At 68.9% G+C, this 25565-nt stretch carries 18 protein-coding genes; 13 read left to right on the top strand and 5 right to left on the bottom strand.

From position 1 onward, the window contains the following. Positions 1 to 169 precede the first annotated feature (169 nt). From GCE86_RS08930 to GCE86_RS08900, 7 genes are all read left to right on the top strand, one after another. A complete protein-coding gene (locus GCE86_RS08930) occupies positions 170 to 466 on the top strand; it encodes a pilin (RefSeq protein ID WP_154226506.1) in 297 nt (98 codons plus the stop codon). Positions 467 to 476: 10 nt separating this feature from the next. Next, a complete protein-coding gene (locus tag GCE86_RS08925) occupies positions 477 to 1397 on the top strand; it encodes a conjugal transfer protein TrbL family protein (protein ID WP_154226505.1) in 921 nt (306 codons plus the stop codon). After that, a complete protein-coding gene (locus GCE86_RS08920; RefSeq protein WP_154226504.1) occupies positions 1394 to 2284 on the top strand; it encodes a PrgI family protein in 891 nt (296 codons plus the stop codon). The genes GCE86_RS08925 and GCE86_RS08920 overlap by 4 nt, the downstream gene beginning before the upstream one ends. After that, positions 2281 to 4032, top strand: coding sequence for a VirB4 family type IV secretion system protein (locus tag GCE86_RS08915; RefSeq protein ID WP_167537035.1), 1752 nt, complete (start codon positions 2281 to 2283; stop codon positions 4030 to 4032). Before GCE86_RS08920 ends, GCE86_RS08915 begins: the two co-directional genes overlap by 4 nt. After that, entirely contained in the window at positions 4032 to 6494 is a 2463-nt protein-coding gene (locus GCE86_RS08910; RefSeq protein WP_154226503.1) for a type IV secretory system conjugative DNA transfer family protein, read from the top strand. The genes GCE86_RS08915 and GCE86_RS08910 overlap by 1 nt, the downstream gene beginning before the upstream one ends. 203 nt (positions 6495 to 6697) lie before the next feature. Then, positions 6698 to 7552, top strand: a complete 855-nt coding sequence (locus GCE86_RS08905) for a replication-relaxation family protein (protein WP_154226502.1) — start codon at positions 6698 to 6700, stop codon at positions 7550 to 7552. 312 nt (positions 7553 to 7864) lie between these two features. Next, on the top strand, positions 7865 to 8773 hold the full coding sequence (locus GCE86_RS08900) for a methyltransferase (RefSeq protein WP_204342176.1): 909 nt from the start codon (positions 7865 to 7867) through the stop codon (positions 8771 to 8773). A 335-nt stretch (positions 8774 to 9108) separates the two neighbouring features. On the opposite strand, the gene GCE86_RS08895 is transcribed toward GCE86_RS08900, so the two are convergent. Beyond that, positions 9109 to 9828, bottom strand: coding sequence for a DinB family protein (locus GCE86_RS08895; RefSeq protein ID WP_154226501.1), 720 nt, complete (start codon positions 9826 to 9828; stop codon positions 9109 to 9111). Positions 9829 to 10383: 555 nt separating this feature from the next. On the opposite strand from GCE86_RS08895, the gene GCE86_RS08890 reads away from it, so the two are divergent. The 4 genes from GCE86_RS08890 (at position 10384) to GCE86_RS08875 (ending at position 14413) form a co-directional block, all read left to right on the top strand. Beyond that, positions 10384 to 11073 carry a hypothetical protein gene (locus GCE86_RS08890; RefSeq protein WP_154226500.1) on the top strand — a complete coding sequence of 230 codons (690 nt, stop codon included), beginning with the start codon at positions 10384 to 10386 and terminating at the stop codon, positions 11071 to 11073. A gap of 96 nt (positions 11074 to 11169) precedes the next feature. After that, a complete protein-coding gene (locus tag GCE86_RS08885) occupies positions 11170 to 11901 on the top strand; it encodes a hypothetical protein (RefSeq protein WP_154226499.1) in 732 nt (243 codons plus the stop codon). 221 nt (positions 11902 to 12122) lie between these two features. Further along, the gene (locus tag GCE86_RS08880; RefSeq protein ID WP_154226498.1) at positions 12123 to 13349 is read left to right on the top strand and encodes a MarR family winged helix-turn-helix transcriptional regulator; all 1227 of its coding nucleotides are present in this window, start codon (positions 12123 to 12125) and stop codon (positions 13347 to 13349) included. A 74-nt stretch (positions 13350 to 13423) separates the two neighbouring features. After that, on the top strand, positions 13424 to 14413 hold the full coding sequence (locus tag GCE86_RS08875; protein WP_154230408.1) for a DUF932 domain-containing protein: 990 nt from the start codon (positions 13424 to 13426) through the stop codon (positions 14411 to 14413). A 91-nt stretch (positions 14414 to 14504) separates the two neighbouring features. Here the strand turns inward: GCE86_RS08875 and GCE86_RS08870 are convergent, their stop codons facing one another. Together GCE86_RS08870 and GCE86_RS08865 are read right to left on the bottom strand one after the other, a co-directional pair. Next, positions 14505 to 14855 carry a hypothetical protein gene (locus tag GCE86_RS08870; protein WP_244317237.1) on the bottom strand — a complete coding sequence of 117 codons (351 nt, stop codon included), beginning with the start codon at positions 14853 to 14855 and terminating at the stop codon, positions 14505 to 14507. A gap of 96 nt (positions 14856 to 14951) precedes the next feature. Further along, on the bottom strand, positions 14952 to 15569 hold the full coding sequence (locus GCE86_RS08865) for a hypothetical protein (RefSeq protein ID WP_244317236.1): 618 nt from the start codon (positions 15567 to 15569) through the stop codon (positions 14952 to 14954). Between the two features lie 86 nt (positions 15570 to 15655). Here GCE86_RS08865 and GCE86_RS08860 point away from each other — a divergent pair, with 86 nt between their 5' ends. Beyond that, positions 15656 to 16675 (top strand): C40 family peptidase, encoded by a 1020-nt coding sequence (locus GCE86_RS08860; protein WP_154226497.1) that lies wholly within the window; start codon positions 15656 to 15658, stop codon positions 16673 to 16675. Positions 16676 to 17597: 922 nt separating this feature from the next. Continuing rightward, positions 17598 to 18170 carry a helix-turn-helix domain-containing protein gene (locus tag GCE86_RS32570; protein ID WP_154226496.1) on the top strand — a complete coding sequence of 191 codons (573 nt, stop codon included), beginning with the start codon at positions 17598 to 17600 and terminating at the stop codon, positions 18168 to 18170. A gap of 416 nt (positions 18171 to 18586) precedes the next feature. Here GCE86_RS32570 and GCE86_RS08850 read toward each other — a convergent pair whose 3' ends face one another. Both GCE86_RS08850 and GCE86_RS08845 read right to left on the bottom strand, forming a co-directional pair. Next, the gene (locus GCE86_RS08850; protein WP_163636781.1) at positions 18587 to 21958 is read right to left on the bottom strand and encodes an NB-ARC domain-containing protein; all 3372 of its coding nucleotides are present in this window, start codon (positions 21956 to 21958) and stop codon (positions 18587 to 18589) included. A gap of 668 nt (positions 21959 to 22626) precedes the next feature. Beyond that, entirely contained in the window at positions 22627 to 25272 is a 2646-nt protein-coding gene (locus GCE86_RS08845; RefSeq protein WP_244317235.1) for a BTAD domain-containing putative transcriptional regulator, read from the bottom strand. Between the last annotated feature and the right edge of the window lie 293 nt (positions 25273 to 25565).

Below are 25565 nucleotides of genomic sequence, written 5' to 3'. Positions count from 1 at the left end.
TGCCCGCCGGGCGGGGACCTGTATCCGGCGAGACTCTCGGTCCGGCATGGCTGGCGCGGCGTACTGACACCGCAACCCTTCGCTAGGCGCAAGGGAGGAGCGCCCCCACCGAACCGTCCCTCGCCCCGGTCCCCACCACGGCGGCCACACATTCCTGTGGAGCGCCGCAATGCACACGATCTCTGTTCTCAACGACCTGGTTCTGGCCGCTGCCGCCCCTGATGGTGGAGGCCCCAAGTCCATTGCCCAGGTCATTTCCAACATCACTGGCTGGGTCATGGGCATCATCGCGTTGGTCGCGACGATGTTCCTGGTCATCGGCGGCCTGCGCTACATGGCCGCCGGTGGCGACCCGGCCCAGGTCGAGCAGGCGAAGGGCAACGTCAAGTCCGCTCTGATCGGCTACGCCCTCGCTGTGTTGGCCCCGGTGATCCTGCAGGTGCTGCAGGGCATCCTCGGCGGCTGAGGCGGCGACCATGGTCGACTGGATGATGAACGGCCTTGTCAGCTGGCTCGCCGAGAAGGTCGTCGACCTGCTCGGCGGCCTGCTGGCGTTCCTGGCCTCTTCAATGTTCGTGTCGCCGGACGTCACCGTCCTGCCGCAGGTGCAGTCGATCGCCGACAAGAGCGCCCTGGTCGTCAGCGCCTGCTTCGTCCTCGCGATCATCGCCGTGGGCGTCGCCGCCATGGTCGGCGACTCGGTCGAGGTGCGCTACGGAATCAAGGAGCTACTCCCCCGGCTTGTCGTTGGGTTCGTCCTGTCCGCGTTCGCCGTCCCGCTGACCGGTGTGCTCATCGACATCGCCAACGCCCTGACGGCGTCGATCGCCGGCACCACGGCGCCGACCACCGAGGCGGTCACCTTCGTCCGGGCTCGCATCGCCTCGGCGATGACCGACGAGGGCTCCGCCCTGCTGATGGCGGTCATCGGGCTGCTCATCGTCGTTTTGATGTTCATGCTCGTCGGCACGTGGCTCGCGCGGATCGGGGTGCTGGTCGTCCTGGCCGGGATCGCGCCGGTAGCCCTCGCGTGCTACGCCACCCCGTCGACGAAGGGTGCCGCCGAGTTGTGGTGGCGCAGCCTGCTCGGGTGCCTGGCCACACCCACGCTGCAGGCGGTCGCCTTCTCGGCGGGCATCAACCTGCTGATCGACCCGGAGGCGAACCTGCCGATCCTGCTCGGCCTGCCGAGCTCTGACGCGGTGAACCTGATGCTCGTCATCGTCGTTCTCTGGGTCACGATCAAGATCCCCGGGATGATGCGCCGGTACGTGACCCGTGGCGGGTCGTCGAACACGGGCGGGGTTCTGCTGCGTGCGGTGTTCATCCAGGGCGTCACCCGCCGCCTGCCGCTGCCCCTCGGTCGTCTAGGTGCGGCTGTGCGAGGTGGGCGATGACGCACGAGGACACTCCCCCGCGCGCGGTCGTCCCGGCCAACGTCAACGAGCCTGACCGGATCGCGTTCGGGCTGACATTCCGGCAACTCGGCATCATCGGCGGCACAGGGCTGGCCGGGTTCGGTCTCTACCGCACGATCGGGCACTTTCTCCCACCGGCGGTGTGGATCGTCGCGGGGGTCATCGCGTTCGCCGTCGCGGTCGTGGTGGCGCTCGGCCGCCGTGACGGCCTGCCCCTGGATGTGTGGCTGCGGCGCGGCTTCACGCTCAGCCGCAGCCCGCGCACGCTCGCCCCGGGTGAGGCTCGCGCCAGCTCGGTCGCGGCCGTGGCGGTCAAGCTGAGCGTTCCGGCGCCGCTGCGCTCTCCGGTCACGTCGATCAGCCCGACCGGAGTCCTCACGAGTGAGGGCAGCGACAAGGTGCTGATTGCCTGCGGCACCACGAACATCCACCTGCGCACCGGTAGCGAGCAGGGCGCGCTGCTGGAGGGGTTCGGTCGGTTCCTCAACAGCCTGACCGGGCCGGCGCAGATCGTGGTGGCCGCGCAGCGGCATGACCTGACCGTCTACGCGCAGGCGACCGTCGATTACGCGCCGCGGCTGCCGGATCCGGCGTTGCAGGCCGCCGCCGGGGACTACGCCGAGTTCCTCCTCGATCTCGACGCACAGCGTGATCCGTTGCGCCGCCAGGTCCTCGCCGTCGTCACCGGCGCGCACGCGGCCGACACCGCCGTGCGAGCCCTGGCCGGGCTCGGTGTCGAAGCCGCCGCGCTGGACGGGCCCGCGGTCGCTGCGGCCCTCGCGGCGGCGGTCGATCCGTTCTCTCCCCCGCCGCCTGGCCCCCGCGCGGTGCCCGGTGCCCCGATCACCCTCAGGAGCACACCATGAACCTGCTGAAGCCCAGGAAGAAGAGTGTGGCGGCTGGGGAGGGGATGCCTTCCCCGGCCGCGTTGTCGGTCACGCCGTGGCATGTGCAGGTCGGCGACAGCTACGCCGCCACCTACGTGGTGTGCGGATACCCGGCCGAGGTCGGCCCCGCCTGGTTGGATCCGCTGCTGTCCTACCCCGGCCGAGTCGACGTCGCCGTGCACCTGGGCCCCGTTGCGGCGCAGCTGGCCGCGCCGATGCTCAAGCGTCAACGCGCCCGCCTGGAGTCCTCCCGCCGCCTCGACGCCGATCAGGGACGGCTGGGTGATCCGGTGGTGGAGGCAGCAGCGGCCGGCGCCGCGGACCTCGCCGAGCGGGTCGCCCGCGGGGCGGCGAAGCTGTTTGAGGTCGGCATCTACGTCACCATCCACGCCCGCACCCTCGACGAACTGGCCACGGTCACCGCGGGCGTGAAGTCCGCCGCCGCCAGCGTGCTCCTCGATCTGCAGCCGGCGACGTTCCGGCACCAGCAGGGCTGGATCTCCACGCTGCCGGTCGGCGTGGATCCGCTGCGGATGCGCCGCATCCTCGACACCACCGCCCTCGCCGCGGCGTTCCCCCTCGCCTCAGCGGACCTCGCCGCCGCCTCCCCCGGCGTCGTCGCCCCGCCCGAGGGCGTGCTGTACGGGGTCAACACCACCTCCAACGGTGTTCTGATTTGGAATCGGTGGGCGCAGGACAACCACAACAGCGTCGTCCTGGCCCGCTCCGGCGCCGGGAAGTCGTACTTCGTCAAGCTGGAAGTGCTGCGCAACCTGTACCAAGGCACGGCCGTCAGGGTGATCGACCCGGAGGACGAGTACGCGCCCCTCGCGGAGCACGTCGGCGGCACTGTCGTGCAGCTCGGCCAGCCCGGCGTCCGCATCAACCCCCTCGACCTGCCCGCCGAAGACCGGCCCGACACCCTCACCCGACGCGGCCTGTTCCTGCACACGCTGATCTCGGTCATGCTCGGGGCGGCGCCGCCGCCGGCCGAACGAGCCGCCCTCGACCGGGCCATCACCGCCACCTACCACCAGGCCGGGATCAACAGCGACCCCGCCACCTGGACCAAACCGGCACCGCTGCTGCGGGACCTGGCCGCCGTACTCGCCGCCGACAGTGACCCGGCCGCCGGGCAGCTCGCCGCGCGGCTCGCCCCCTGGACGGTCGGGAACTTCGCCAGCCTGTTCGACGGGCCGACCACCACCAGCCCGAAGGGTCACCTGGTGGTGTGGTCCCTGCGGCACCTGCCCGACGAGCTACGCACCGTCGGCACGCTCCTCGCGTTGGACTCGATCTGGTCAGGCATCGACACACCAGCCTCAGGCGAGCGCCGTCGGCGGCAGCTCGTCGTGGTGGACGAGGCGTGGCTGCTGATGCGCGACGGTGAAGGCAGCCGGTTCCTGTTCCGGATGGCGAAGGCCGCCCGCAAGCGCGCGGCGGGTTTGTGTGTGATCACCCAGGACGCGGCCGACGTGCTCTCGACCGACCTCGGCCTGGCTGTCGTGTCCAACGCCGCGACCCAGGTGCTGATGCGCCAAAGCACACAGTCCATCGACGCCGTGGCCGAGGCGTTCAACCTGACCGCCGGGGAATCGCGGCTGCTGCTGTCGGCGCCACGCGGTGAGGGCCTGCTCGTCGCCGGCCGGAGCCGGATCCCGTTCCGCGCCGTCGGGTCGGCCGCCGAGCACACGATCGCGGTCACCGGCATCGGGGAGGCCGAGTGATGGTGGACCCGACCTGGCCCGAAGAGGCCCCACACTGGATCATCGCCCGGCCATGGCTCGGTGTTCTCGCCGCCACCGCGATCGTCGGCGCGGTGTTCGCCCATGACCAGCTGCTCGCCTGGCGGCACAAGCGACTCGTGACCGGCGCGCGGTGGCTGACCATCGCCGCCCCACCCGAGGTCACCAAGGAGGCAGCCGCCGCGTTCTGGACCATGCTCGTCGGCGTGCTGACTCCGCCAGGGTGGCGGCGCAGGCTCTACGGCCACCCGCACGTCGGGTGGGAGTACACCTGGACCGGCCGCGCCCTGACGATCCGGGTGTGGGTGCCCGGCACGGTGCCGGCCGGCGCGGTCGAGGCCGCCGTCCGCGCGGCGTGGCCCGCCGCCACCGCGACGACCACCGACGCCGCCGCGCCGATCCCCCTGATCGTGGGTGAGCAGGTGGGTGGGGCGCACTGGCCGCAGCACACCGACGGGCTGCCGCTGCGCAGCGAGCACGACAGCGACCCGCTGCGGGCGTTGCTCGCTGCCGGCGCCGAGGTACGCCACCGGGAACACGCGTGCGTGCAGGTCCTCGCCCGCCCGGCATCGACCCGCCGCGTCCGGGCAACCAGACGGGCGGCAGCCACCACCGGCAACCATCCGCACGGGCGGCCCGACGTGGCCGCCCGCGCCGTCTCCGGGGCGGTGCGGCTGGCCATCGAACCCCTCCTGTGGCTTCTCGACGTGTTCACGCCCGGCTCATCCCGGCCCCGCACCCCGGCATACCCCACGGTGCGGGCGGCCGAGCGGGACCCGGTGGCGAGCGCCGACGCGCGCACGGTCGTCGACAAGGCCGTGCGCGTGCCGCACTTCGAGATCGCGGTTCGGTTCGCGGTGGCCGCCGACGCGGACAAGACCCCACCGGACCCGCAGCGGGCCGGGCAGGTCCGTTCACGGCTGCTCGGGCTGCGGCACACGATCGCCTCGGCCGCCGCGACGTATACCGGCCCGAATCGGCTGCGGCGCATGAAGATGCGACAGCCGGTCGCCACCCTCGCCGGACGGCGGCTGCGGCGCGGGTTCCTAGCGACCGTGCCGGAACTCGCAGCCCTCGCGGCGCTGCCGCAAGACCTCGCCGTGCCAGGCCTGGACCGGGCACGGGCCAAGGCCGCGCCGGCGCCCGTGCAGGTGCCCGCGGGCGGGCGGGGCGTGAAGGTGCTGGGACGGTCGCAGATCGGCCGCCACAGCGTCGGCCTGACCGTGACGGACGCCCGGCAGCACGTGCACGTGGTCGGCAAGACCGGCGTCGGCAAGAGCACGCTACTGCTGAACATGATCCTCGGCGACATCAAGGCCGGCCGCGGGACGGTGGTCATCGACCCGCGCGGGGACCTGATCACCGACATCCTCGACCGGCTCCCCGCCTCCCACGCCAACAAGATCGTGATCATCGACCCGGACCAGGAGAACCCGGGCTGCTTCAACCCCCTCGACGACCAGGGCGACCCTCACTTGGCGGTGGACAACCTCGTCGGGATCTTCGCGAAGATCTTTCAAGGGCAGTGGGGGCCACGCATGGACGACACCATGCGGGTGGCGTGTCTGACGCTGATGCGGCACGCCAAACCCACCCTGAGCCTGGTCCCGTCGCTGCTGCAGAGCCGGGAGTTCCGGGCCAGGTTCACCCACGGCCTGGACGACCCGGACGGGCTCGGCGGGTTCTGGCTTTGGTACGACGGCATCAACGAGCAGTTCCGCGGCCAAGTCATCGCCCCGGTCCTCGCCCGGTTGCGGGCGTTCCTACTGCGGGACTTCGTCAAGAGCGTGATCGGCAACGCCCACTCGTCGTTCGACATGGGCAAGGTACTCGACGGCGGAGTGCTGCTATGCCGACTACCGAAGGGCATCCTCGGTGAGGAGACCAGCCGGATCCTCGGCTCGCTGATCGTGGCCCGGGTGTGGCAGGCCGCCATCGCCCGCGCCACCATCCCCGAACACCAGCGAAAAGACGCCTGCCTGTACGTCGACGAGTGCCAGAACTTCCTGACACTGCCGGGCAGCGTCGGGGACATGCTGGCCGAGGCCCGCGGGTTCCGGCTCGGGCTCGTCCTCGCCCACCAGGACCTCGCCCAGCTGCCCAAGGACGTCGCCGCGGCGGTGTCGGCCAACGCCCGGTCGAAGCTGTTCTTCACCGTCGACCCGGCTGATGCGCGGGAGCTGTCCCGGCACACCAAACCCGAGCTGGACGAGCACGACCTCGCGCACCTCGACGTCTACACCGCCGCCGCCCGGCTCCTCGTAGGCAACCGGGAACTACCGAGCTTCACGTTCGTGACGAACCCGCCGGCACCGGTCGTGGGTGAGGCGACCGCGATCCGGCAGGCGTGCGCCGCCGCCCACAGCCGCGCCGACGGTGAGCCACCAATGCAGCAGCTCGCCCGCACCGCGATGAAGCGACGCATGACCGCACACGACCGCTGAGGCTCGGCTCGTTCGAGGGCTCGGCCGGGTGCGGCACCGGGGGCTCGTTTGGGGGCGTCGGCGAGACGAGACCCCACACGAGTCCCCTCCACCTGGCCTGTCAGGTGCCTGAACTGCCCAAACCCGCCGGCCGACAGGACCGGGGGCCAAGATCAACCTATCCAGACTCCCTACGGGACTCTCTCTCCACGGGGTGAGCATCTATGCCGCAATCGCGTACTGCCGGACTACTGGCCATCTACCCCCACATCACCAGCCGCGACCGCCTGCTGCTCCAACTCCTCGACGACCACCATGTCCTCACCACCGACCAGATCCACCGCATGCTGTTCCACGCCCGCCGGACCTGCCAGATCCGGCTTAGCGAGCTGGCCGCCCTGGGCCTGCTGGACCGATTCCGGTTCGCCCGCGACGGAGGCGGCAGCCAACCATGGCACTGGACGCTCGGCCACAACGGGCACCGCTTCCAAGCCGCCGCCCACAACCGGCCCGAACCGACCGCCCGCACGAGCCGCCAAACCGTGCAGCGACTGTCGGCCAACCCGCACCTGACCCACCTACTCACCACCAACGAGTTCTTCGTCCGACTCACCGCACACGCCCGCCACCACCCCGACGCGCAGCTGGACCGGTGGTGGTCCGAAACGCTGACCAGCAAGCAGTACCGGACCATCACCGCCGACGGCCACGGCCTATGGAGCGTCGACGACACCAACGTCGGGTTCTTCCTCGAAGCCGACACCGGCACCGAAGCACTACGCAGCCGCGTAGTCACCAAGCTCGACCGGTACGCCCAGCTGATCCGCCGCGGCGGCCCCCGATACCCGGTGCTGTTCTGGCTTCACAGCGAACAACGCGAAGAACACCTCCACCGGCTCCTACGCGGCAAACCCGGCGACGTCCCGGCCGCGACCGCCACCCACCACAACGACCCCGCCGACGCGGTCTGGCTACCGGCCGGCGCCACCGGCCGGGTCCGGCTCACGGCGCTGCCCAGCGACCACGGCCAGCCGGTAGCGGACAACCCGAACTACGACGACGGCGTCTTCGTGCTCTGACAGGCCGTGATGTGACTAGCAGCGGCTGTTGGCACTCTCTGTCCGGCGTTGGCAACCCGTGACACCGGCGAAGCCCTCACGTCGACACGCCAAAAGGCAACAGTGCCGCAACGACGATCGGCGCCGGGGCCTGGAGTAGGAGTCGGCGCAGCGCGGCCAGGCGGCCGGGGAGCGTCGGGACACCGAGGCCGCGGATGAGCGGGCGATTGTGTCGAGGGCGAGGGGTCGGCCTGGTTGGCTGGAGCCAGGCTGCGTCTGGGCTCAGCCCGTGTCGCGCTGACACAGCACGCGATCGGGCGTGAGGATGTGGGCATGAGTTCATCGCAGCCCGTAGCCGACCCCGGATCCGAGCCGGACACGACCGCGGGCGGGCCGGTGAATACTGCTGGAGCGCCGTCCAGGCCCCCATCGCCGGACTCCGCCGGGGCTTCCCCGGATCACCGCTACCTGCTCGACAACGCCCGAGTGGAGGCGGGTGAGCGGTTCACCTGGCTGGCCGAACTGTTCGACGGTGTCACACGTGGGCACTTCGACCGGCTCGGAGTGAGGGCGGGCTGGCGCTGCTGGGAAGTTGGTGCCGGAGGCCCCAGCATTCCCGAAGCACTCGCCACGGCCGTCGGACCAACCGGTCACGTGCTCGCCACGGACGTCAATCCGGCCTGGCTGGACCCGCACGGCAGTTACGAGGTGCTCCGGCACGACATCGTCAAGGACAGGCCGCCGCAGCCAGGCACGTTTGACCTGGTACACGCACGGCTCGTGCTCGTTCACGTACCCGACCGTGCCCGAGCGTTGGCGACAATGGTGGCGGCGCTGCGGCCCGGCGGTCGGCTACTGATAGAGGATGCCGACACCGAGCTGCAGCCGTTGGCCTGCCTCGATGAGGTTGGCCCGGCGCAGCGGCGCGCCAACCAGCTGCGGCGCGCCGTCCGGGAGTTGATGACCCGCCGCAGCGCCGATCTGCGCTACGGCCGTACGCTGCCGCGAGCCTTGCGAGCGGCGGGCCTGGTCGATGTCACGGCGGCCGGCTACTTCCCGGTCGGCGGGGCAGCCTGCGACCGGCTGGAGACCGCGACGGTGCGCATGGTCCGCGCCGAGTTGCTCGCCGCAGGGCTGGCCAACGACGTCGAAATCGACGCGCACTTGGCCGCCGTCGAGGCCGGCGAGCTCGACCTCACCCTCGCGCCGTTGATCTCGGCTTGGGGACGCCGCCCAGGCTAGGGACTGTCCTGCCGATCATGGTTGGTCGTCGAGTCGTCGACCTGTGCAGCTGTTGCGTGTGACTGATGGTTCCGAGCGTGAACCGACGCCTGTGACCGTGATGCGGGACGGGAAGCTGCACGCGCGCCGGGGCTGCGTCTCGGTGACGCCATCGTCTACGAGTGGGGATTTCACCTCGACAATCGGCCGGATGAGCAGCGCAGCTTCGTGCTACTCGATGATGGGTTCCAGATCAATGAGGTGATCTGAGCAAGATCAGCTTGATGTAAGGGGTTCTGCCTGTGTCTGTGGGGATGGCTGGGTTTAGCGGAAAGATGCTGAGTCCGTAGCCGGCCCTACTCAGCGTTCTGTGCCTCGATCAGGTCGAGGTCGCGGACGCAGAAGCCGTTGTGCTCGAAGGTCTCGTTGAGCACCGTGCCGAGGCACTGCCGCACCGAGCGGCCCCGGGCGTACGGCGGCCAGACATCGTCATCGGGCACCGGCGCCCGTGCTGCGAGCTGCGCAGCGGTGACCTCGTCGAGCCAGGCCTCGAGCTCGGCGGCCTGTGCGTCACGCACTCTCACGATCTCGTCGAGGGCTGGATCGAGCGAGAGGTCAAGCCCGTGCGCTTCACGGTAGGGCTCCATGGTCGTACCGATGCCCATCGGCGTGAACAGCTCCGTCGAGCCCAGGCAGCAGCGGCGGAACCAAGAGTCGTGGACGAAGACCAGGTGGCGCATCGTCTGCACCGCCGACCACTCGTCGTTCACGCTGCGGCGCTCGATGCCGGGCGTCCGGCGGATTCGCTCGATCGTCGCGGCCCAGCCGGCATGGAGCTGACGCGCTGCCTCGCGTAGATCGCCAGGGTCCTCGGAGCGGATCAGCACCCGCACCGGATGACGCCGGTCCAGCTCTGCCTCGACGTACCCGGTGACCTCGACACCGTTCACCACAAGGTTGGTGATGAGCCCGTCGATCACGGCATCCTGCATGACGACGCCGATCAGGCGCGCCCCGGTCAGATCGCACTCGCGGAACTCCGCACCGCGCAGATCCTCGTCGACATACCGCGTCATGGTCCGAAGACTAGGTCCGAGCACCGACAAGCCAGCCTCCCGGCTTGATTTGGCCTCTCCCAGGTCCTGACCGAGCGCGAAAAACGCAACAGGTCCGGCCTAAAGGCGAGCATGCGGATCTCCAGCAGAGCCGCGCTGAGCAGTCCCACGACAACCTGTTCCCGGTCCCGTCGCCTCCACCATCGCAGCATTTGGGCATTAGCACGCCGACCGTTCGCTTGGCGGACGCGCACTGTAGCTGTCAGTGGAGGCAACCTGACAGCCGCGCAGCTGGTTCTGTCAGTGCAGCTCAGAGGCATAGTCGTGATTTCTGACAAGGGCTGTGCTGTCAGGTCACGAAGCTACGGTGCAGCTTCTTCTATCTGCTCGCACCGCCGCCGTCTGCCCCTTCCGCAGCCTGCCCGCGCCAGCGGGGTCACCCACAGCCCACCTGAGGTCGGCTCGTGATCCACGCCCCGCGCCCTTCACGGCAGCTCGCCGGCTCAGACGCCGCGGCCCGCTGGCACCACCGCGCATTCACCCCTGCCCACCCATTCAGGAAGGGAGCACACTGCCATGTTCAAGCCCAGGCAGCTCACCATCCGCGTTGTCACCGTCTGTTTCGCCCCGAGCGATGACATGGACTGGTTCGCCGCCTCCGAGAAGGTCCACGATGTGCTGCACGCCAACGGCACCCCGACCCGCCGCTACCACGTCCGCCACCGCCGGCTGATCGGCTGGCTGACCCGCTTCTTCCGCTACTACCTGCTCCACACCGCCCGCCGGTTCGGCGCGATCACCATTGCCGCCGGCGGCCGCAAGAGCCGCCTCGACCTGACCGGCACCGCCGCCAAGGCCGCCGAACGTGCCGCCCGGCGCTGGCACGCCTGGAACACCCACATCGCGGCAACAACCCGCCCGGCCCGCAGCTGGGAGGACTACCTCGCCCAGCACCACGCCGACCCGGCCAAGGTCCCCCTGGCCGAGGCCCGCCGCCGCTTCGAACAACAGCCCCGCGTCCTGGCGATGCTCGCCCACTCCTTCGACCCCTACGAGCTGCCCGTCTACCAGGCGGGTGAAGCCGCCTACGCGGGGCTGTACTGGCGTATCGCCCTGGTCGGCGATGCGCTGATCACCACCGACGGCCGCCTCCTCATCTCGGCCAGCGACTCCGTGGCTGACCGGTTCCGCTTCCTCAATGAGGCATGCGCCTACCTGCGAGGCCTGCACCGCGGCGCACGACTGTGCGCCGTCGCCATCGCCTAACCCCCATCGCCGAACACCGAAGGCCGGTCGCAGCCCTGCTGCGACCGGCCTTCCGGATGCCCACACAACCCTCCCCGTCCGCAAAAGGAGACCCGGGTGTTCTTGACAGATCCCGCGCTACGGCGCATCGCCGCCGACACCAACGACGTCCTGCCCGAGCACTCGTGGCGCCACGACACCGCCACCCTGGACGCCCTCGGCGACCTCGCCCGCGTCCTGCACAAGACCGCCCTCGGGTTCAACGACAGCACCGCCACCCTCGAGAAGTCCCTCACCCGGCTGACTGAGCTCGCCGAGGCAGGCCACCAGCAGCTGGCCGCCCGCGCCGACCTACACCTGGCCGGCTACCACCAAGCGCTGACCGACGCACTCGCCGCCCGCGAACGGCACCTCGTCCTCGGGACCATGCTCATCACGGCCTATCGCGGCTGGCGCAACCACCGACCGATCGGCGACGGCGACGAGCGGCATCTGCTCCTGCAACCCGGCGACCCCTCACGCGGCGTGGCCGTCCTACGCCAGCAGGAGCCGCACACTTGGCTGGTCTTCCCCGACACCGAAGCCGCCAGGGCCTTCGACATCCCCTACCCGGGCCGACTCGTCGGCGAGATCGCCCAAACCGGCGCCGGCTGGACTCCGACCGCCTACACCAACCTGCGGCATCGCCAGACCCAGCCCGGCCTGACCTACCCGCTGCCGGTCTGCCACGACCTCGCCTCGGCCTGCCGGTCACTGCTGCGCTGGTGGCACCTGCGCCACTCCGACGCCTGGCGCAGCCGCACCCCCGGCCAGCTCACCCCGGCCGAACTCGCCCACCTCTGCGCCTAGGTTCCCGCAGTCGGTAGCCGACGGACCCACGGCCGCCGGCACCGGCCCCGGCGGCGCCGCGCCGCCCCAGGTCACCGGGCCGCCATCAGCAGCACCCAGAACGGCAGCGCACAGCACCTCGCGTCTGCCGTGCTGACCGCTGCCCGCGACTCGGCGCACCACCGCCCGGCAGAACACCGCATCGGGCGTTCCAACCCCAGTTCCCAAGGAGGGAATCGCACATGGAAAGTCTGTCCCTGACGCCTGCCACGCAGGCGGTCCTCGACGCCCTGACCGAACTCGGCCGAGGCAACGTCCACGAACTGGCCGCCAAGTCCGGCAAGGCCCGGTCGACCACCGACAAGGCGATCAAGACCCTGGCGGACGCTGGGGTGATCGTCGCGGTGGACACCGACGCCGACCCGGCCGACGGCACGCCCACCCAGTGGACCCTGGCGCACCGGGCGGAGGACCCCGACGCTGCCCCGGACGACGTCGACCTCGGTGACGAGCACGCCGCGATCGTGGACGAGGCTGACTTCGGCGACCCGGACGTCGACGACGCGGCCGCCGAGCCAGACACCGGTGACACCGGCGATACCGAGCGAACTGATCAGCCCGGAGACGGCGAGGGTGGGACTATCCCGGACGACGCCGGCGCCGATACGGAGGACGAGGCCGGCCAGACCGAAGACGGCGACGAGGACGACAGCACGGGGGGCGACGAGAGCCCCACTGTCACCGTTGTGCAGGCGGCGCGTCCCGGGGACCGCAAGGTCATGGCCATCAAAGGTGTCCTGGCCGACTACGGCGATGACGGCGCGACCCTCGATGTGATCGTGGCGGAAAGCGGCATCGGTCACCCGACCGCGACCCGCCTGCTCACCGCGATGGAGCAGGCCGACGCCGCCCGCCGCCTCCCCGGCGCACCGCAGCGGTGGATCCCGGGCCCCACCAAGGCCAGCGACGTCGACCCGAACCCCGAGCCGCCCCGCTGCCCCCTGTGCCACCAGGTCATCCGGCGGCTGGGGAACACGCCGAGCGCCACCGCGGCGGTGCTGCCCCTCATCCGCCCGGACGGCACGCTGCACGTCGTCGGGCCGGACGGTGAGACCCACGTCGTCACCCTGCCCACGCGCACCACCCCCCGCCCGACCGGCGTCTTCAGGAGCGAGGGCCGGCGCGGCGACGGAACCCTCAACACGGACGGCAGCCAGCCGTTCGGCCGGGGCGAGCTGGAAAAGCTCACCCTCGACGTCCTGGCCGCCAACCCGGGCCGGGCGATGACCCCGCAGGACATCGCCACCGCGCTCGGCGGACAACTCGGCCGCACGGTCAGCTCCGGGGCGGTGCGCAACAACTGCACCAAGGCCGCCGCCGCCGGCCGCATCCTCCTGGTCTCCGACACGCCGCTGACCTTCGCCCACCCGGCGCCGACCGACAACGGCGACACCGCTGAGCAGTCCTGATCCCACCATCGCCACCTATGCGGGGGCCGAGCCGGTCGGGCTCGGCCCCCTCAGTGCATAAAGAGGAGAAGCACGTGCCACACGAACTCGAAACGTTCGCGGACGGAACGACCGCCTTCGCCAGCGCCCGCCTGTCGGCCTGGCACCAGCTCGGCACCGTCACCCAGAACACGATGAAGGCCGAGGAGATCATGGCCGCCGCCCGACTCGGCGACTGGGGTGTGCGCACCATCCCCACCGTCGGCATCGACATCGTCGACGGCGTCGAGGTGCAGATCCCCGCCGACGACAAGCGCATGACCGTGCGCCGCAACCCCGTCACCGGCGAAACCGAGTACCTGGGCATCGTCGGCACCGACTACACCGTGGTCCAGAACGAGCAGTGCGCCGAGATGCTCGACCGCCTCGTCGATCAGGTAGGCGGCGCCCACTTCGAGACCGCCGGCAGCCTCCGCCGCGGCAAGAGCGTGTTCGTCACGATGAAGCTGCCCGACGCGATGGAGATCGCCGGGGTGGACCGGCTGGACATGTACCTGATCGGCACCACCTCCCACGACGGCACCGCCGCCCTGCGGGTGGACGCCAGCCCGATCCGAGTCGTCTGTGCCAACACCCAACGCGCCGCCTTCCGGCATGCGGTCGGCCACTACACGTTCCGGCACACCTCCAACGTCAACTCCCAGATCAGCCAGGCCCGCGAGGCACTGGGCCTGATGTGGACGTACGTGGAGACCTTCGAGAAGGCCGCCGAACGGATGCTGCAGACCGAACTCACCATGCGCGAGTTCGAGAAGGTCGTCGCGCAGGTGTGGCCGGTCAAGGACAACGCCTCCGAACAGACCAAGAACAACGCCAAGCAGCGGCTCGGCACGCTCAAGTACCTCATCCGTGAGGCCGACACCCAGAAAGCCATCACCGGTAGCCGCTGGGCCGGTTGCCAGGCCATCACCGAGTACCTCGACCACTATCAGCCCGCCAAGAACGCGACCGCCCGCGCCAACCGGGTGCTGACCGGCAACGCCGACCATCTGAAGATCGCCGCCTTTGACCTGCTGAAGGTCTGACCGCCCCCCTCGTCCACCGGCCGGGGGTGGCGGTCACCACGCCGCTGCCCCCGGCCCACCAAAGCCGATTGGCTGCGCGCGTGCTCGGACATCAACCGTGAGGCCGCGTCACCTCATCGCCCTGCGGGTCGTAAATCGTCAACCCATATCGCTCCGCAAGAACCAAGATCAGTTCGAGGGCCGGTGTGCTTCGCTCCCCGAAGGTCATATTCATGCTGACGTGGTCGATACCAACGTGGAGTGGCATCGACATCCAGGGCGAGTCATCGCGGTATGGCGGGAAGTCGGGGTAGCGGGCACGCAGGCTCTCGTAGAAGCCGACGATGCGATCGTCTAACTCGCCCTCGGGATGCTGGCTGCTACTGCAGCGCTTCACCATGGCGCGCACTGCGTCATCGCTCGCGGCCGGGTCGATGGCCAGCACATCAAGGTCAAAACTCACCGGCACATGCTGCCGCACCCATCCTCAGCAGTCGAGCAAGAGCTGAGTCCCGTTCTGTCCCGGTGACCGCCCACGCGGCTCCGCGTACCGCACGCCCTACTCATGTCGGGAGAACCTGTACGGCGCCCCCTCAATCTCGGTCACGTAACCAATCACCGGTAACGGGTTCCGCGCCTCAGCCAGGTCGACTAGCAGCTCCGTGACGGTGCCGGCGTAGCGCTCCGGCGGGTCGACCATGGCGGTGTCGCACACGACCGTTGGCCACTGCTCGGGAGGACCCTCGTTGAGCTGCCAGCAGAGCAGATAGTCGAGGTTCACGGTTCCCCATACACGGAGATCACCCGGGGACGCGCCGAAGTGGTACGGGAACCCTCCTGCAAGCTCCGCCTTGTCGTTCATCACCGCGTGCCAGTTCCGCGCGTACGTGAGGAAGTCCTCCGCTGCGCTCCAGCGACGGGGGTGGAGGACCTTCAGGAAGCCGATTTCACCAGGTGGGAAGAGCTCAACGTAACGGCGGTAGTCCTCTGGGAACGGGTGGCCAGCGGCTTCCGCGAGGGCTGGCCAGTCGATCTCCGTGTCGGCCGGTCCCTCCCACGCGAGTAGCACGGCGAGCCGGGCTAACAGCGGCGAAGGGGCCACCCGCTGTTCGAGAACGCCGACCTGCTCGCTGGCTTCCTCAACGGCGCCCATACCGACCTGCTGCCGCTCACTCACCGCCTGTAGCCCCTACCTGACCTTGCGGTTGCCGGGCCGTGCACGCGCGCAGACCGGGCCTCTTCGTTTTCACGGAAGGCATCGCCATGACCAAAGTCATTATCGGAGTAGTCACTGTCGTCATCGTCGCCTGCTTCGGCCTGCCCATGCTGCTGCTGTCCTCCGTCTTGGGCGGCGGCGCCAAGGAGTGTGGCATCGTCGCCGTGCCCCATCCAGGGCAGCCGCCCGGCACGGGTAGCTGGGACGCCAAGCAGCTGGAGAACGCCGCGACCATCATCGACGTCGGCGTCGCCAAAGGCGTACCCCGCTGGGGTTGGGCCATCGCCGTCGCCACCGCCATGCAGGAATCAGGCCTGCGCAACCTGCCCCACCTCGGCGACACCAACGACCACGACTCCATCGGAGTGTTCCAGCAGCGCCCCAGCCAAGGCTGGGGCAGCGTCGCGCAACTGTCCGAGCCCGCCTACCAGGCGGGCAGATTCTTTGACAAGCTCCTGACCGTTCCCGGATGGGAGTCGATGCCCCTCACCCAGGCCGCCCAGGCGGTCCAGGCCTCGGCCTTCCCCGACGCCTACGCCAAGTGGACCGGCGACGCTGTGCACCTGGTGGAGCAGCTGACCAACACGCCGACGGACTGCGCCAGCGATGCGCCCGCCGCCCTCCCGGACGGGTTCACGCTTCCCGCCAACACCCCGCCCGCCGTCACGACCGCCATCTTCTGGGCCGTCAACCAACTCGGCACCCCGTACCACTTCGGCGGATCATGCACCGACCCGCACTCCGGCAACCCCGACCAACAGTGCGACTGCTCATCGCTCATGCAGGCGGCGTACCGAGCGGCCGGTATCTCCATCCCCCGCATCACCACCGACCAGGCCAACGCCGGACAGCCCCTAAACAACCCCGCGCTCCTGCTCCCGGGCGACCTCATCCTCATTCCGGGCAGCCAAGGCACCATGGCCAACCCCCGTCACGTCGGCATGTACCTCGGCGAAGGACTTGTCATCCACGCCCCGACGACCGGCGACGTCGTGAAGATCACCCGACTGAGCAGTTGGACCAATCAGATCGCAGCGCTTCGACGCATCGTTGCCCCCTCCGGGTGAGAGCTCATCGAGCGTCGCGCCAACCGGGCTGCTGATCTTCAGCAAGCACTATGACGTGCGGGAGCAATCCGCTCCGATCGGTCATCGCCCTCAGTGGAGCGGCCGCGCACCGTTACGCCTGCCCGGGCGACGGCGGATGCCGGTACCGCAGCCCGCTGCGGCAGCCGGAGGCGGCAAGGCCCACGCCGAGGGCTGGTCGGCTCCCTGGGCCGGCCGGGCGCCGAGCATGTCGTGGGCGACGGAGTCAGCGTCGTACGGTGCAGCCGGGAGTGCCTGTCGGGCAGCCGGTCCAGGCCGCAGACCGCCTGCGGCGCAGGCCGAGGTCCCGGCGGAACCGCAGGCACGTGTGCTGTGACCTGCGGTGACGCGCGGTGCGGTGAGTCCAACTTCAGAGCGGCAGCCCGATGCAGCAGTGCGCTCAGCTCCCGGGAACCCCCGTGGGTCGTGTCGCTCAGCGTCTGATCTGCGGTGCCGATGACGTCCGCCGGCGATCCCGGCTGAGGTGGCTTGACCGCAGCAACGGATTGAGCGTCGATCGGGTCCGCCGGTGGCTGATCCGTCGGCGGCAGTCCGCACCATCACCCGACCGCCCGGCAAGGGCTTGCTGACGAAGAGGCGCAAGCGATGGCCAGTCCTGGATTTGGCCCGCAAGCTCCCGGGTGGATCCCTGCCGCGAGCAACCGCAAGACCCGCCTTCACCGCCATCCCGGTTATCCCGGCATGCCCGCGCCCGCGGCTGCCATGACCCGGATCCCACGCCGATCGTCGACAGCTTCCCTGGCGACGGTGAAGAACCCCGCAGCAACTGAGCTCGCCCACGTATCGCACCGCCGTACCGGAAGAGCCGGCGGTTTCAACCCAGAGATCGGCCGGGGCGCCACGACAGGCGCTCCGGACCCTGACGGACGGAGATACGCAAGCCATGAGTCAAGCCGTCAAGGCTGCACTGCTCACCACGAAAGACCTTGGGAAGAACGAGCGAGCGGTAGCCATTGCCATTGCCGCCCACGCCAACCGTGAGGGCAACGCCTGGCCGTCCGTGGCCACCCTTGCAGAGTACGTCGGCTGCTCCGAACGCACAGTGCAACGATGCCTGGCCAAGCTCGTGCAACTGGGTCGCCTCGTCGTGTCGAAGGTCGCCGGTATCGCCACCCGCGTCTATCGGCTGGTGCATCCGAATCGACGAACCACAGCCGCAGCGGGGGTGACAGAACAACCGGCGGGGGTGACACATTCGCCTGCCGGGGGTGACAGCCAGAGTGTCACCCGAAGTACTGAAGACCACTTGAAGGGCGATGCGCCCGCGAGCGCTGCGGGGTGGCGGCGGTATCTGCCGACAAGTCGGCGGGCTCCGGTGCCAGCTGGGAACGACGGGCGGCCGCGCGTGGCGGAGGCAAACGTCGGAGGTGGCGGTCGGTGCCACCGTCCTGGGCATGTTGGTCAGCCCGCTGGCCGCTGCGTCGCTTGCCGTTCCGAGGCGATCGAGCGCAGGTGAACGACCGACTGGCTCACCAGGTGCTGTTCGGCTCTGCGGCGGAACTTCGTCGCGCTGGTGCTTCGCGCCGATCATGGATCAGCAGCCCTGAGATACGGCATGCTGCTTCTGCTGACGGGCCGCGCAGATGGGTCACATCGACCCCGGCTTTCGGAGAAAAACGCGCCGCACCACCCGCCGCTTAGCTACCGGTTCGACGCCGTAGTCGCCGTCGGAATCAACGGGCCCTCCACGCAACAGGGAACCTTCGGCATTGCCGGTCCCGGCGCTCGATCGCATCGGCCAGCATTGACCGCCAGGTTACGTAGTAGATCCGTTCCAAGGCGCAGGCGGCCCGTCCTTATCATCGGCGCGACGGCATCACACTCGGCGACAACATGCGTCCAGTCCAAGCGGATGACCGAGTAGCTCTGCACTCAGAGATTACGGAAGTCTAAAAGGTAGAGGCCGCGAACGCCGGCGACTGCGATTCCAGAGTCGTCCGGCAACCAGACGACCTCCGACACGTCTGCCTCCGTCCGAAGCATCGCCAGACATTGGATGGTGTCCGAATCCACCGACCAGAGTCGAACCGTCCGGTCAGAGCTAACTGTCGCCACCCGGTTGCCACTAGGCGAGCATGCGATCCCAAGGATCGTGTCGCGATGACCGCTGGCCGTTGCCTGGACTACGCCGCTGTGCGAGTCCAAGAGCACTAGGCCGCCGTCCCGACATCCAATCACCATCCCGGCGCCGTTCTTTACTGCACATAGGACGGCTGCGCGTCCCGGCGGAACCAAGGAATGCCGTAGGGTTGCGGCCGGCATGGTGAAAACAAAGACAGCACCGCCGGCACTGCGCGCAGCGAGCCAAGTGCTGTCTGGGGCGACATCGAGGTGGATTAGCCGGTCACTGGCGAGTTCATCGCCTGCCGCCCACAGTCTATGCCGGGCAAGCCGGCCGTTCCCCTCGTCTTCTGTGCGCGTGAAGACCTCGATGCCTCGCTCGATACTGGAAGCCAGCCATGCTCCGTCGGGCGCCGACGCCAAGGCCCGCACGATCGACTTCGTTCCCAGATCTGTAGGCAGCGGGTACTGCTCGTCGGTCTTCGCCTCCCAGACCACGATTCCGTCCGCTGTGGTAGACGCCAGCCAATCCCCACAAGGAGCAGCTACTGCGATAGGCTCTGTCAACGAGGTTTCCATGGTGTGCAGCCTTTTGCCGTCAATGGCATTGCGGATTACGATAGTTCCGTCAGCGCGGGCGGCTGCAATCCATTGCCGTCCGGAACCCGGGATGATGTCGCGCCACAATCTTCCGCCGACCGAGTCAAAGCGCCAGGACCTCGTCACGTCGGTTCGCGCGCCGGTTCGGGTATTCCACGTCTTAACGACGCCGTCGCTCACTGCGGCGACCTCGAGCTCGTCGCCGACGATGGAAAGTGCCCGCAGCCTTCCCTGCAGTCCAGTCGACACTGCGTCCTCGATCGCGTCGGCGTTTTCTGCTGCCGGGTCCCAGATACGGATGGCACCGTCCTCGCTAACGCTCGCTATCCACTCGCCGTCAGGTCCACTGACAATCGCGGTAACGCGACCTGTATGGCCACTGAACACCATCTCATGACCTGATTCACGGAACCGGACACTAATGACCCCGTGCTCTGTGCCACACGCGAGCCACTCGCCCGTTTCCGGCGCGGCCAACGCCGAAATCAGGCCAGGGCTGTTGCTGGCGATGACGTCGGAGACCCTACCGTCTTGCCAAACTTCGATGTGGATTCCCACGCCCGCGGCGAAGCCCTCGCCGCCGCTGGCAACCATTGCGAGGACGGGCTGCCGTCCGTGTCTGTCGAGCGTGCGCACGTCGGCGCTTTCCAGGTCCAGCAGGTGGATCCGGCCACTGCTTGAGCCAAGTGCTACCTGTTGGCCCCCCGCCAGCAGGCAACCGGACAGAATAGGGTCGAGGAAATCCGAGAGCACCTCCCGGTTTACTGAGTTCCGAAAGTCGTGAAGGTAGGTAACACCTTCACGGGTGCTTGCCACCACTCGGTGGTCGTCCACCATGACCACGGACATCACCCAACTACCGTCGAATCCGGCCCGCGCCACCGCGCCCTCGTTCGCGACGTCGAACAAACTGACATAACCGTCGTCCCCTGCGGTGGCAAACCGAGTTCCGGAACCGACTGAGAGCGACCGGACCCAGTCGCGATGCCCCTCGAATGACCTGATGAGAAGACCAGTGACCGTGCTCCACGCTCGGACGACCCCGTCACTGCCGGCAGCGAGCAGAATCCGACCTCGGTCGGCGGTCGCCAATGCCAGGATCCGCTCGTTCCCGCCGGGAATCACCCTCAGCAGTGAGGTATGCGGCGCGTCTGGTAGCGGGAAACGGCCGACTAGCTGTGGCGCCGTCTCTAGCGCCAGGAATCGACAGATCTCGGTGCCCCATCCCCGCTCGTCCAAGAGTCTACTGACGAAGATGGTGATCACCGAGCGAGGAGGGTCGGTTTCGGCCAGCAGGTTCGCGCAGCGAAGCAATACACGTCTGAGGACACGGGACCGGGAATCCCGTGCGAACGACAGATCGACCGCAACGGCCACAGGTCCGGCGAGCACGAGCTTCTCACCAATCCAACGCAGGTCGGTAACGAGGTCGGTTGCCCGTTCCACGTCGTTCGACTCGAAGAGGTGGTAGGCCAGGTGCCGCCACAGATAGTCGGCGGACGTGTTTAGCCGCCACCACGCCGTTACCACGCGATCGTCGACGGATGGCCGCAGCATTCGCTCCTCGGGCAGGGTGGCGGCCACTGCGTCGAGGAACGTCCGATTGAGGTCGGCAATCCGCTGCTCGCCGAGGCTTCCACGCAGGAAGGCGCGTACAACGTCGTGAATCTGGAGGTAACTCCGTCCCCCCTCGCGCTCGATCGTCACCAGCGACAAGTTGGCGAGCTCCCTCGCCGTTCGCGCTGAGCTAACCTCATCCAAGTCTGCTGTCGCCGCCCAAAGGCGTGTAACCGCATCTAGGTCGAAGCGCTCGTCCTCGGCGAAGATGCTCAGCTCGCCGAGACGCTCCACGGCGTCATTGCCGAGGAGGGTAGTGCCTGCCTCGATGGTCGCTCGGACAGCCCGAGCGCGCTGCTCGGGCACGTTCAGGTCAATGGACATCGTTCGGGTATCGAGGTCGTCAACTGCGGCCGGACCGTAATCCCTGAGCCGAGCCAGGATTGAAGCCCCCGCAGCGGTGGCGTCGTGACCGAGTGCCGCATGACCGTGGAGGATCCGATTAACCAAGCGCAACAGCAGCGGCCAACGCCCCGTGCGTCGCAGCAACTCGTCGGCCACGGCTGGAGCCAGATCCGGTACCTCCCACTGCAGGAGGCGCCGCGCCTGGTGCTCGGACATCTGGTCGACCTTGACCGCGATCGCACCCTCCGGCAGCACAGAGGGAGACCGGGTAGTGACGAGCCGTACCGTTTCCGGGCCGCCATGGAGGAAGGGCGCAAGCTGATCTTCCTCCCACACATCGTCGAGGACGATCAGAATTCGGCCGCGCTCGTCCAGAAGCCTGCCTAGGTGCTGCCCCGCCAGCCGAGGATCCGCGAAGCCTGGCCGTCCACCCGTGATCAATTCCACGAGGTCGTTGACCTTGTCGGCGATGGAGGCTGGGCCGCGACAATCGCGGCCCACCGTGATCGAGTAGATTTTGCCCTTAAAGTGCCGTTGAACACGATTCTCAGCGCAGGCAATTCGTGCGAGCGTGGTTTTGCCGAAGCCGCCCGCCCCGCGAAGAGCGGTTGTGATTCCCACGGTACTAGCAGAGCGAGGCCTTCGGATCGCCTCAATGATGTCCTCGAGCTCACGGCTTCGAGGCACGATCCACCGCTCAGGTTTCGTGGTTGGAGGTGGGAGCGGATCGCCTGGTCCGCCATCTCGATGCGCGCCGATCCTCAACGAGAGCCACGTCAGGAGCGGCACAGCCACAGTGACGCCCAGCGCCCAACGAAAAGGATGACGGTGGACGTTTTCCAGGCCAGCGGGCCAGGGTGCCGCAATGTTAGTAAGGGCGTTGATCGCGACAGCACCGATGGTGGTCAACACGCTCGTGGCGGCGGACACCAGGACAACCAGGCCCGAGACCGAGCCCGGCCGCAGTCTTCTTCCCACCGATAGATCACCGTACTCAAGCGGCTGAGGCTTCGCCCGCGGTGATACTGCGCGGCCGCCGCCAAGAGAAACCATTTATACCCTAGGCAGTCGATCTCCGCATCTGAGCCTACGGTCAAGATGATCGAGGGCAATTCGTGCCCAATTGCTCCCTTCGTGGCTGATCCGGGTGCGGTAACAACTCGTTCCTGACCAGCCTGCCCGGCCGGGTACAGGTTGCGGCTGTGCCCTATCCTTCGCCGTTATGCCTGTCCAGCGCCGCTCATACATGCTCGGCCCGGCACCGTTTGATAGCCCGTACCTGGCTCTCGCTAGTGCTGGTGAGCCGACTTCTCGGCGAGCCTAGCGAGAAGCTGGTTGGCGAGTGTGAAGGTCTCATCTTGGGGCTGGGCGTCGAGGTCGGTGAAGGCATCGGTTAGGGCGCGGAGCAGGGTGCGGATGCCGTCGGCGTCGCCGAGGGCGTGACGGGCGCGCATGGCGCGGGTGTAAAGGGCTTCGTTGTAGTGATCCAAGCCGATGGCCTTGTCGACCAGGTCGGACATGGCTTGCGGGTTGCTCTGCAATAGCTCGTCGGCGAGCAGGAGGTGGGCTTGGGTTCCCCAGCGCCGTACGGCTTCGCGGTGCGGTTGGAGCCATTCGTAGTCTCGGCCGTCGGCCAGCGGCGCGGTGTAGAGGTCGCAGGCGGCGGTGAGCAGGTCCCGGCGGCGCGGGCCGGTGGCGATCGCTGCGGTCCGCAGGAGGTCACGCAGCGTCCAAACGTCGACGTCGACGGTGGCTGGATCGAGTCGGTAGCGTCCCCGGGTCTTGATGACGTAAGCGTTCTTCGTGTCCGCGGTGCCGGCGCGGCCGAGGACGTGCCGCAGGTTGCTGGCGTTGGTGTGGACGCGTTGGTCGGCTTGGCTGAGGCGGGCGTCGGGTTCGAGGTACTCGCCGATGTCGCGGGTGGTGACCCCGTCGGGGTGGCAGGCCAGGAACACGGCGAGCTCGAGGGCCTTGGCCCGCAGCGGCCGGCCGGGCTGGGTGACGTTGTCGACCCGCGGCTCGCCAAGCACCCGGAGCTGTGCTTTGCGGGTGGTCGCGTCGGGCTGCGCCGTAACCGCCTGCTGTTCGACGGGCTTGCTGTCGGTGCGATTGGCGTGCAGTGGGACGACCGAGACCGGTACAGCGGGTGAGGCGTCGGCGGGCGGTTCACCGGTCTGGGCTTCCCGCAGGGTCGTGAGGATCTGGATCGCCGTGTCGTGATCGAGTACGGGCAGGCGCGGTGGCACCGACTCTGCCATCTGGCCGGACACGAGTGCCGCGTGGCCGTCGGGGCCCACCTCGACGGTAGGGCCGTGGGTCCATTCGCCGAGCAGCAGCGCCGAGACGTGTAGGTCGGCGCTGAGGGCGAGGGTGGTCTTGGCGCGCATTCGGGCGCTGGCGGGCGGGGTGTGGGTGATGAGCATGATCGGCGGTAGCGGTTCCTCGTCGGGGGCCTGCCGGCGCGGGGAGTCCAGGTCCGTGAGGGCGTGTTCGTCGAGGATGCGGCTGCGGTGAAGGAGTTTGGCTTCCATCACGGCGAGCAGGTCACCCGTGCTGTCGGCGATGTGCAGTCGTGGCCATGGGATGAGGGCCGCCGTGTCGGCGCCGAGCAGTGTTTCCAGGGTGGCGGCGTCGATGATGACTTCGCCACGTGTGTCGGGGTGGTGCGGGCCGCCGGATGCCAGGACTGCGACCAGGGCGGCGCGGGCCGCGGCGCGGGCGCCGTCGCCGACGATGCCGGTTCCGCCGGGCGGCAGCGGCGCGAGGTTGGGCACGAGCGCGGGCGTCTCGCCGTGGTGGTCGTCCGGATGTAGCAGTTCGGGATTGCGGGCCACGGCGCGGCGCAGCTGGAATACTGGCGGTGGCAGTTGCGTGGGTGGGTCGGCGTCGGGCTCGCCGGTGTATCGGCGGCGGCGTTGCGCCCAGACCAGCGCGACGGCGGCGCTGATCGCTGCGGCAAGCGACCAGGGCAGCCAATTGGACGGCGATAGCTGCACCCCGCGCTCGTCACTTGCCGCGGTCGAACCTTGGGTGTCGCCCGCAGCTGGCGAGGCGGACCCCGACGCCGACGCGGTGGCGGCGGAGGTCCCGATCGGGGTTGGCGAGGTGGACTCTCTGGCGCTCGGGCTTGCCGATGGTGTGCTGCTGGGGATTGGTGCTGCTTCCTGATCGGGCGTGGCGGGCGGCACGGTAGGACTCGGCCAGCCTGAGGCAGTACTTGGCGATGCCGACGGGGTCGCGGTCGAGGGTGATGGCGCCGGCGGAGCGGGCGGTGCCGCCGGTGTGGCGGTCTGCGGTGGGCGGGCCTCGGCGGGGAGCCGGAGCTCCCAGCCGGGGTAGATGAGGTTGCAGTCGCGTAGGGCGCCGCCGATTCGAGGGAAGTGGCGGTGCTTGTTCAGGCGGCAGATCTCCGGCCACCTGTCCGCGTCGCCGAGCCACTGCTTGGCGATTCTGGACAGGGTGTCGTGTCGCTCGACGGTGTAGACGTAGCGGGTGTCTGCGACCCGGATCAGCGCGGACCCTCGCGCGACCGCCTGCCGCGGAATCACACCACCGCCTTCAGCGGAGGCGACGACGGCCGCTGACCTGTCAGCGCCCTCCCCTGTGGTGAGGGATCCGACGGAGGTGACGGCGACTGCGGCGGTGCCGGCCAGGCCGAACACGAGCCGGTGCAGCGGTGCCGGAAGCCGCAGCGCCGGGATCCGCCACCGGGTCAACACCGCGAACAGCTCGGTGAGCAGGAGCAGCGCGAACACGGCCCACAGCAGCCACAGCACCCAGACGGCCGCGCCCGTAAGCACGCTCGGTGTGAACCGGCCGCTCGGCTCGTCGAACCACGTGACGACCTGCGGCCACGTCGGCAGCCGCCGCACAGGGTCGCCACCGACGGTCCACAGCAGCCCAGGCACGCCGACCAGGAAGACCAGCGCGCCCACGCCGGCGCGGACTGCCCGGACCGCGGCCACCGGCCGCCGACCTGGCGGCCGACGCGATGACGACTCGTGCGGCGCATAGACCGTGGGACGCGCATACTCGGCTAGCCGATTGGCTCTCTCCCGCGACTCCTGCGGCACTCTCTCGCCTCCACCCGCGCCGATTCCTACCTTCCCCCGCATATATGAGGATGACTGTCGATGGCCACCTCGCGGAGAAGGATTCTCACCATACGCTCACAAGAGATCACTGGGCGGGACTGAAGTTGACGATCCACTCCCCCGCCGGGAGAGAC

This window comes from Micromonospora terminaliae, from assembly GCF_009671205.1.
Classification (GTDB): Bacteria; Actinomycetota; Actinomycetes; order Mycobacteriales; family Micromonosporaceae; genus Micromonospora; species Micromonospora terminaliae.
The sequence above is the reverse complement of the archived record's forward strand: the minus strand, read 5'-3'. Positions and strand labels throughout refer to the sequence as shown.

Coding starts and splice junctions, on each gene's coding strand:
- GCE86_RS08890 (WP_154226500.1), top strand. CDS start 10,384: ATGTTCAAGCCCAGGCAGCTCACCATCCGCGTTGTCACCGTCTGTTTC.
- GCE86_RS08880 (WP_154226498.1), top strand. CDS start 12,123: ATGGAAAGTCTGTCCCTGACGCCTGCCACGCAGGCGGTCCTCGACGCC.
- GCE86_RS08895 (WP_154226501.1), bottom strand. CDS start 9,828: ATGACGCGGTATGTCGACGAGGATCTGCGCGGTGCGGAGTTCCGCGAG.
- GCE86_RS08920 (WP_154226504.1), top strand. CDS start 1,394: ATGACGCACGAGGACACTCCCCCGCGCGCGGTCGTCCCGGCCAACGTC.
- GCE86_RS08930 (WP_154226506.1), top strand. CDS start 170: ATGCACACGATCTCTGTTCTCAACGACCTGGTTCTGGCCGCTGCCGCC.
- GCE86_RS32570 (WP_154226496.1), top strand. CDS start 17,598: ATGAGTCAAGCCGTCAAGGCTGCACTGCTCACCACGAAAGACCTTGGG.
- GCE86_RS08860 (WP_154226497.1), top strand. CDS start 15,656: ATGACCAAAGTCATTATCGGAGTAGTCACTGTCGTCATCGTCGCCTGC.
- GCE86_RS08925 (WP_154226505.1), top strand. CDS start 477: ATGGTCGACTGGATGATGAACGGCCTTGTCAGCTGGCTCGCCGAGAAG.
- GCE86_RS08900 (WP_204342176.1), top strand. CDS start 7,865: ATGAGTTCATCGCAGCCCGTAGCCGACCCCGGATCCGAGCCGGACACG.
- GCE86_RS08910 (WP_154226503.1), top strand. CDS start 4,032: ATGGTGGACCCGACCTGGCCCGAAGAGGCCCCACACTGGATCATCGCC.
- GCE86_RS08915 (WP_167537035.1), top strand. CDS start 2,281: ATGAACCTGCTGAAGCCCAGGAAGAAGAGTGTGGCGGCTGGGGAGGGG.
- GCE86_RS08905 (WP_154226502.1), top strand. CDS start 6,698: ATGCCGCAATCGCGTACTGCCGGACTACTGGCCATCTACCCCCACATC.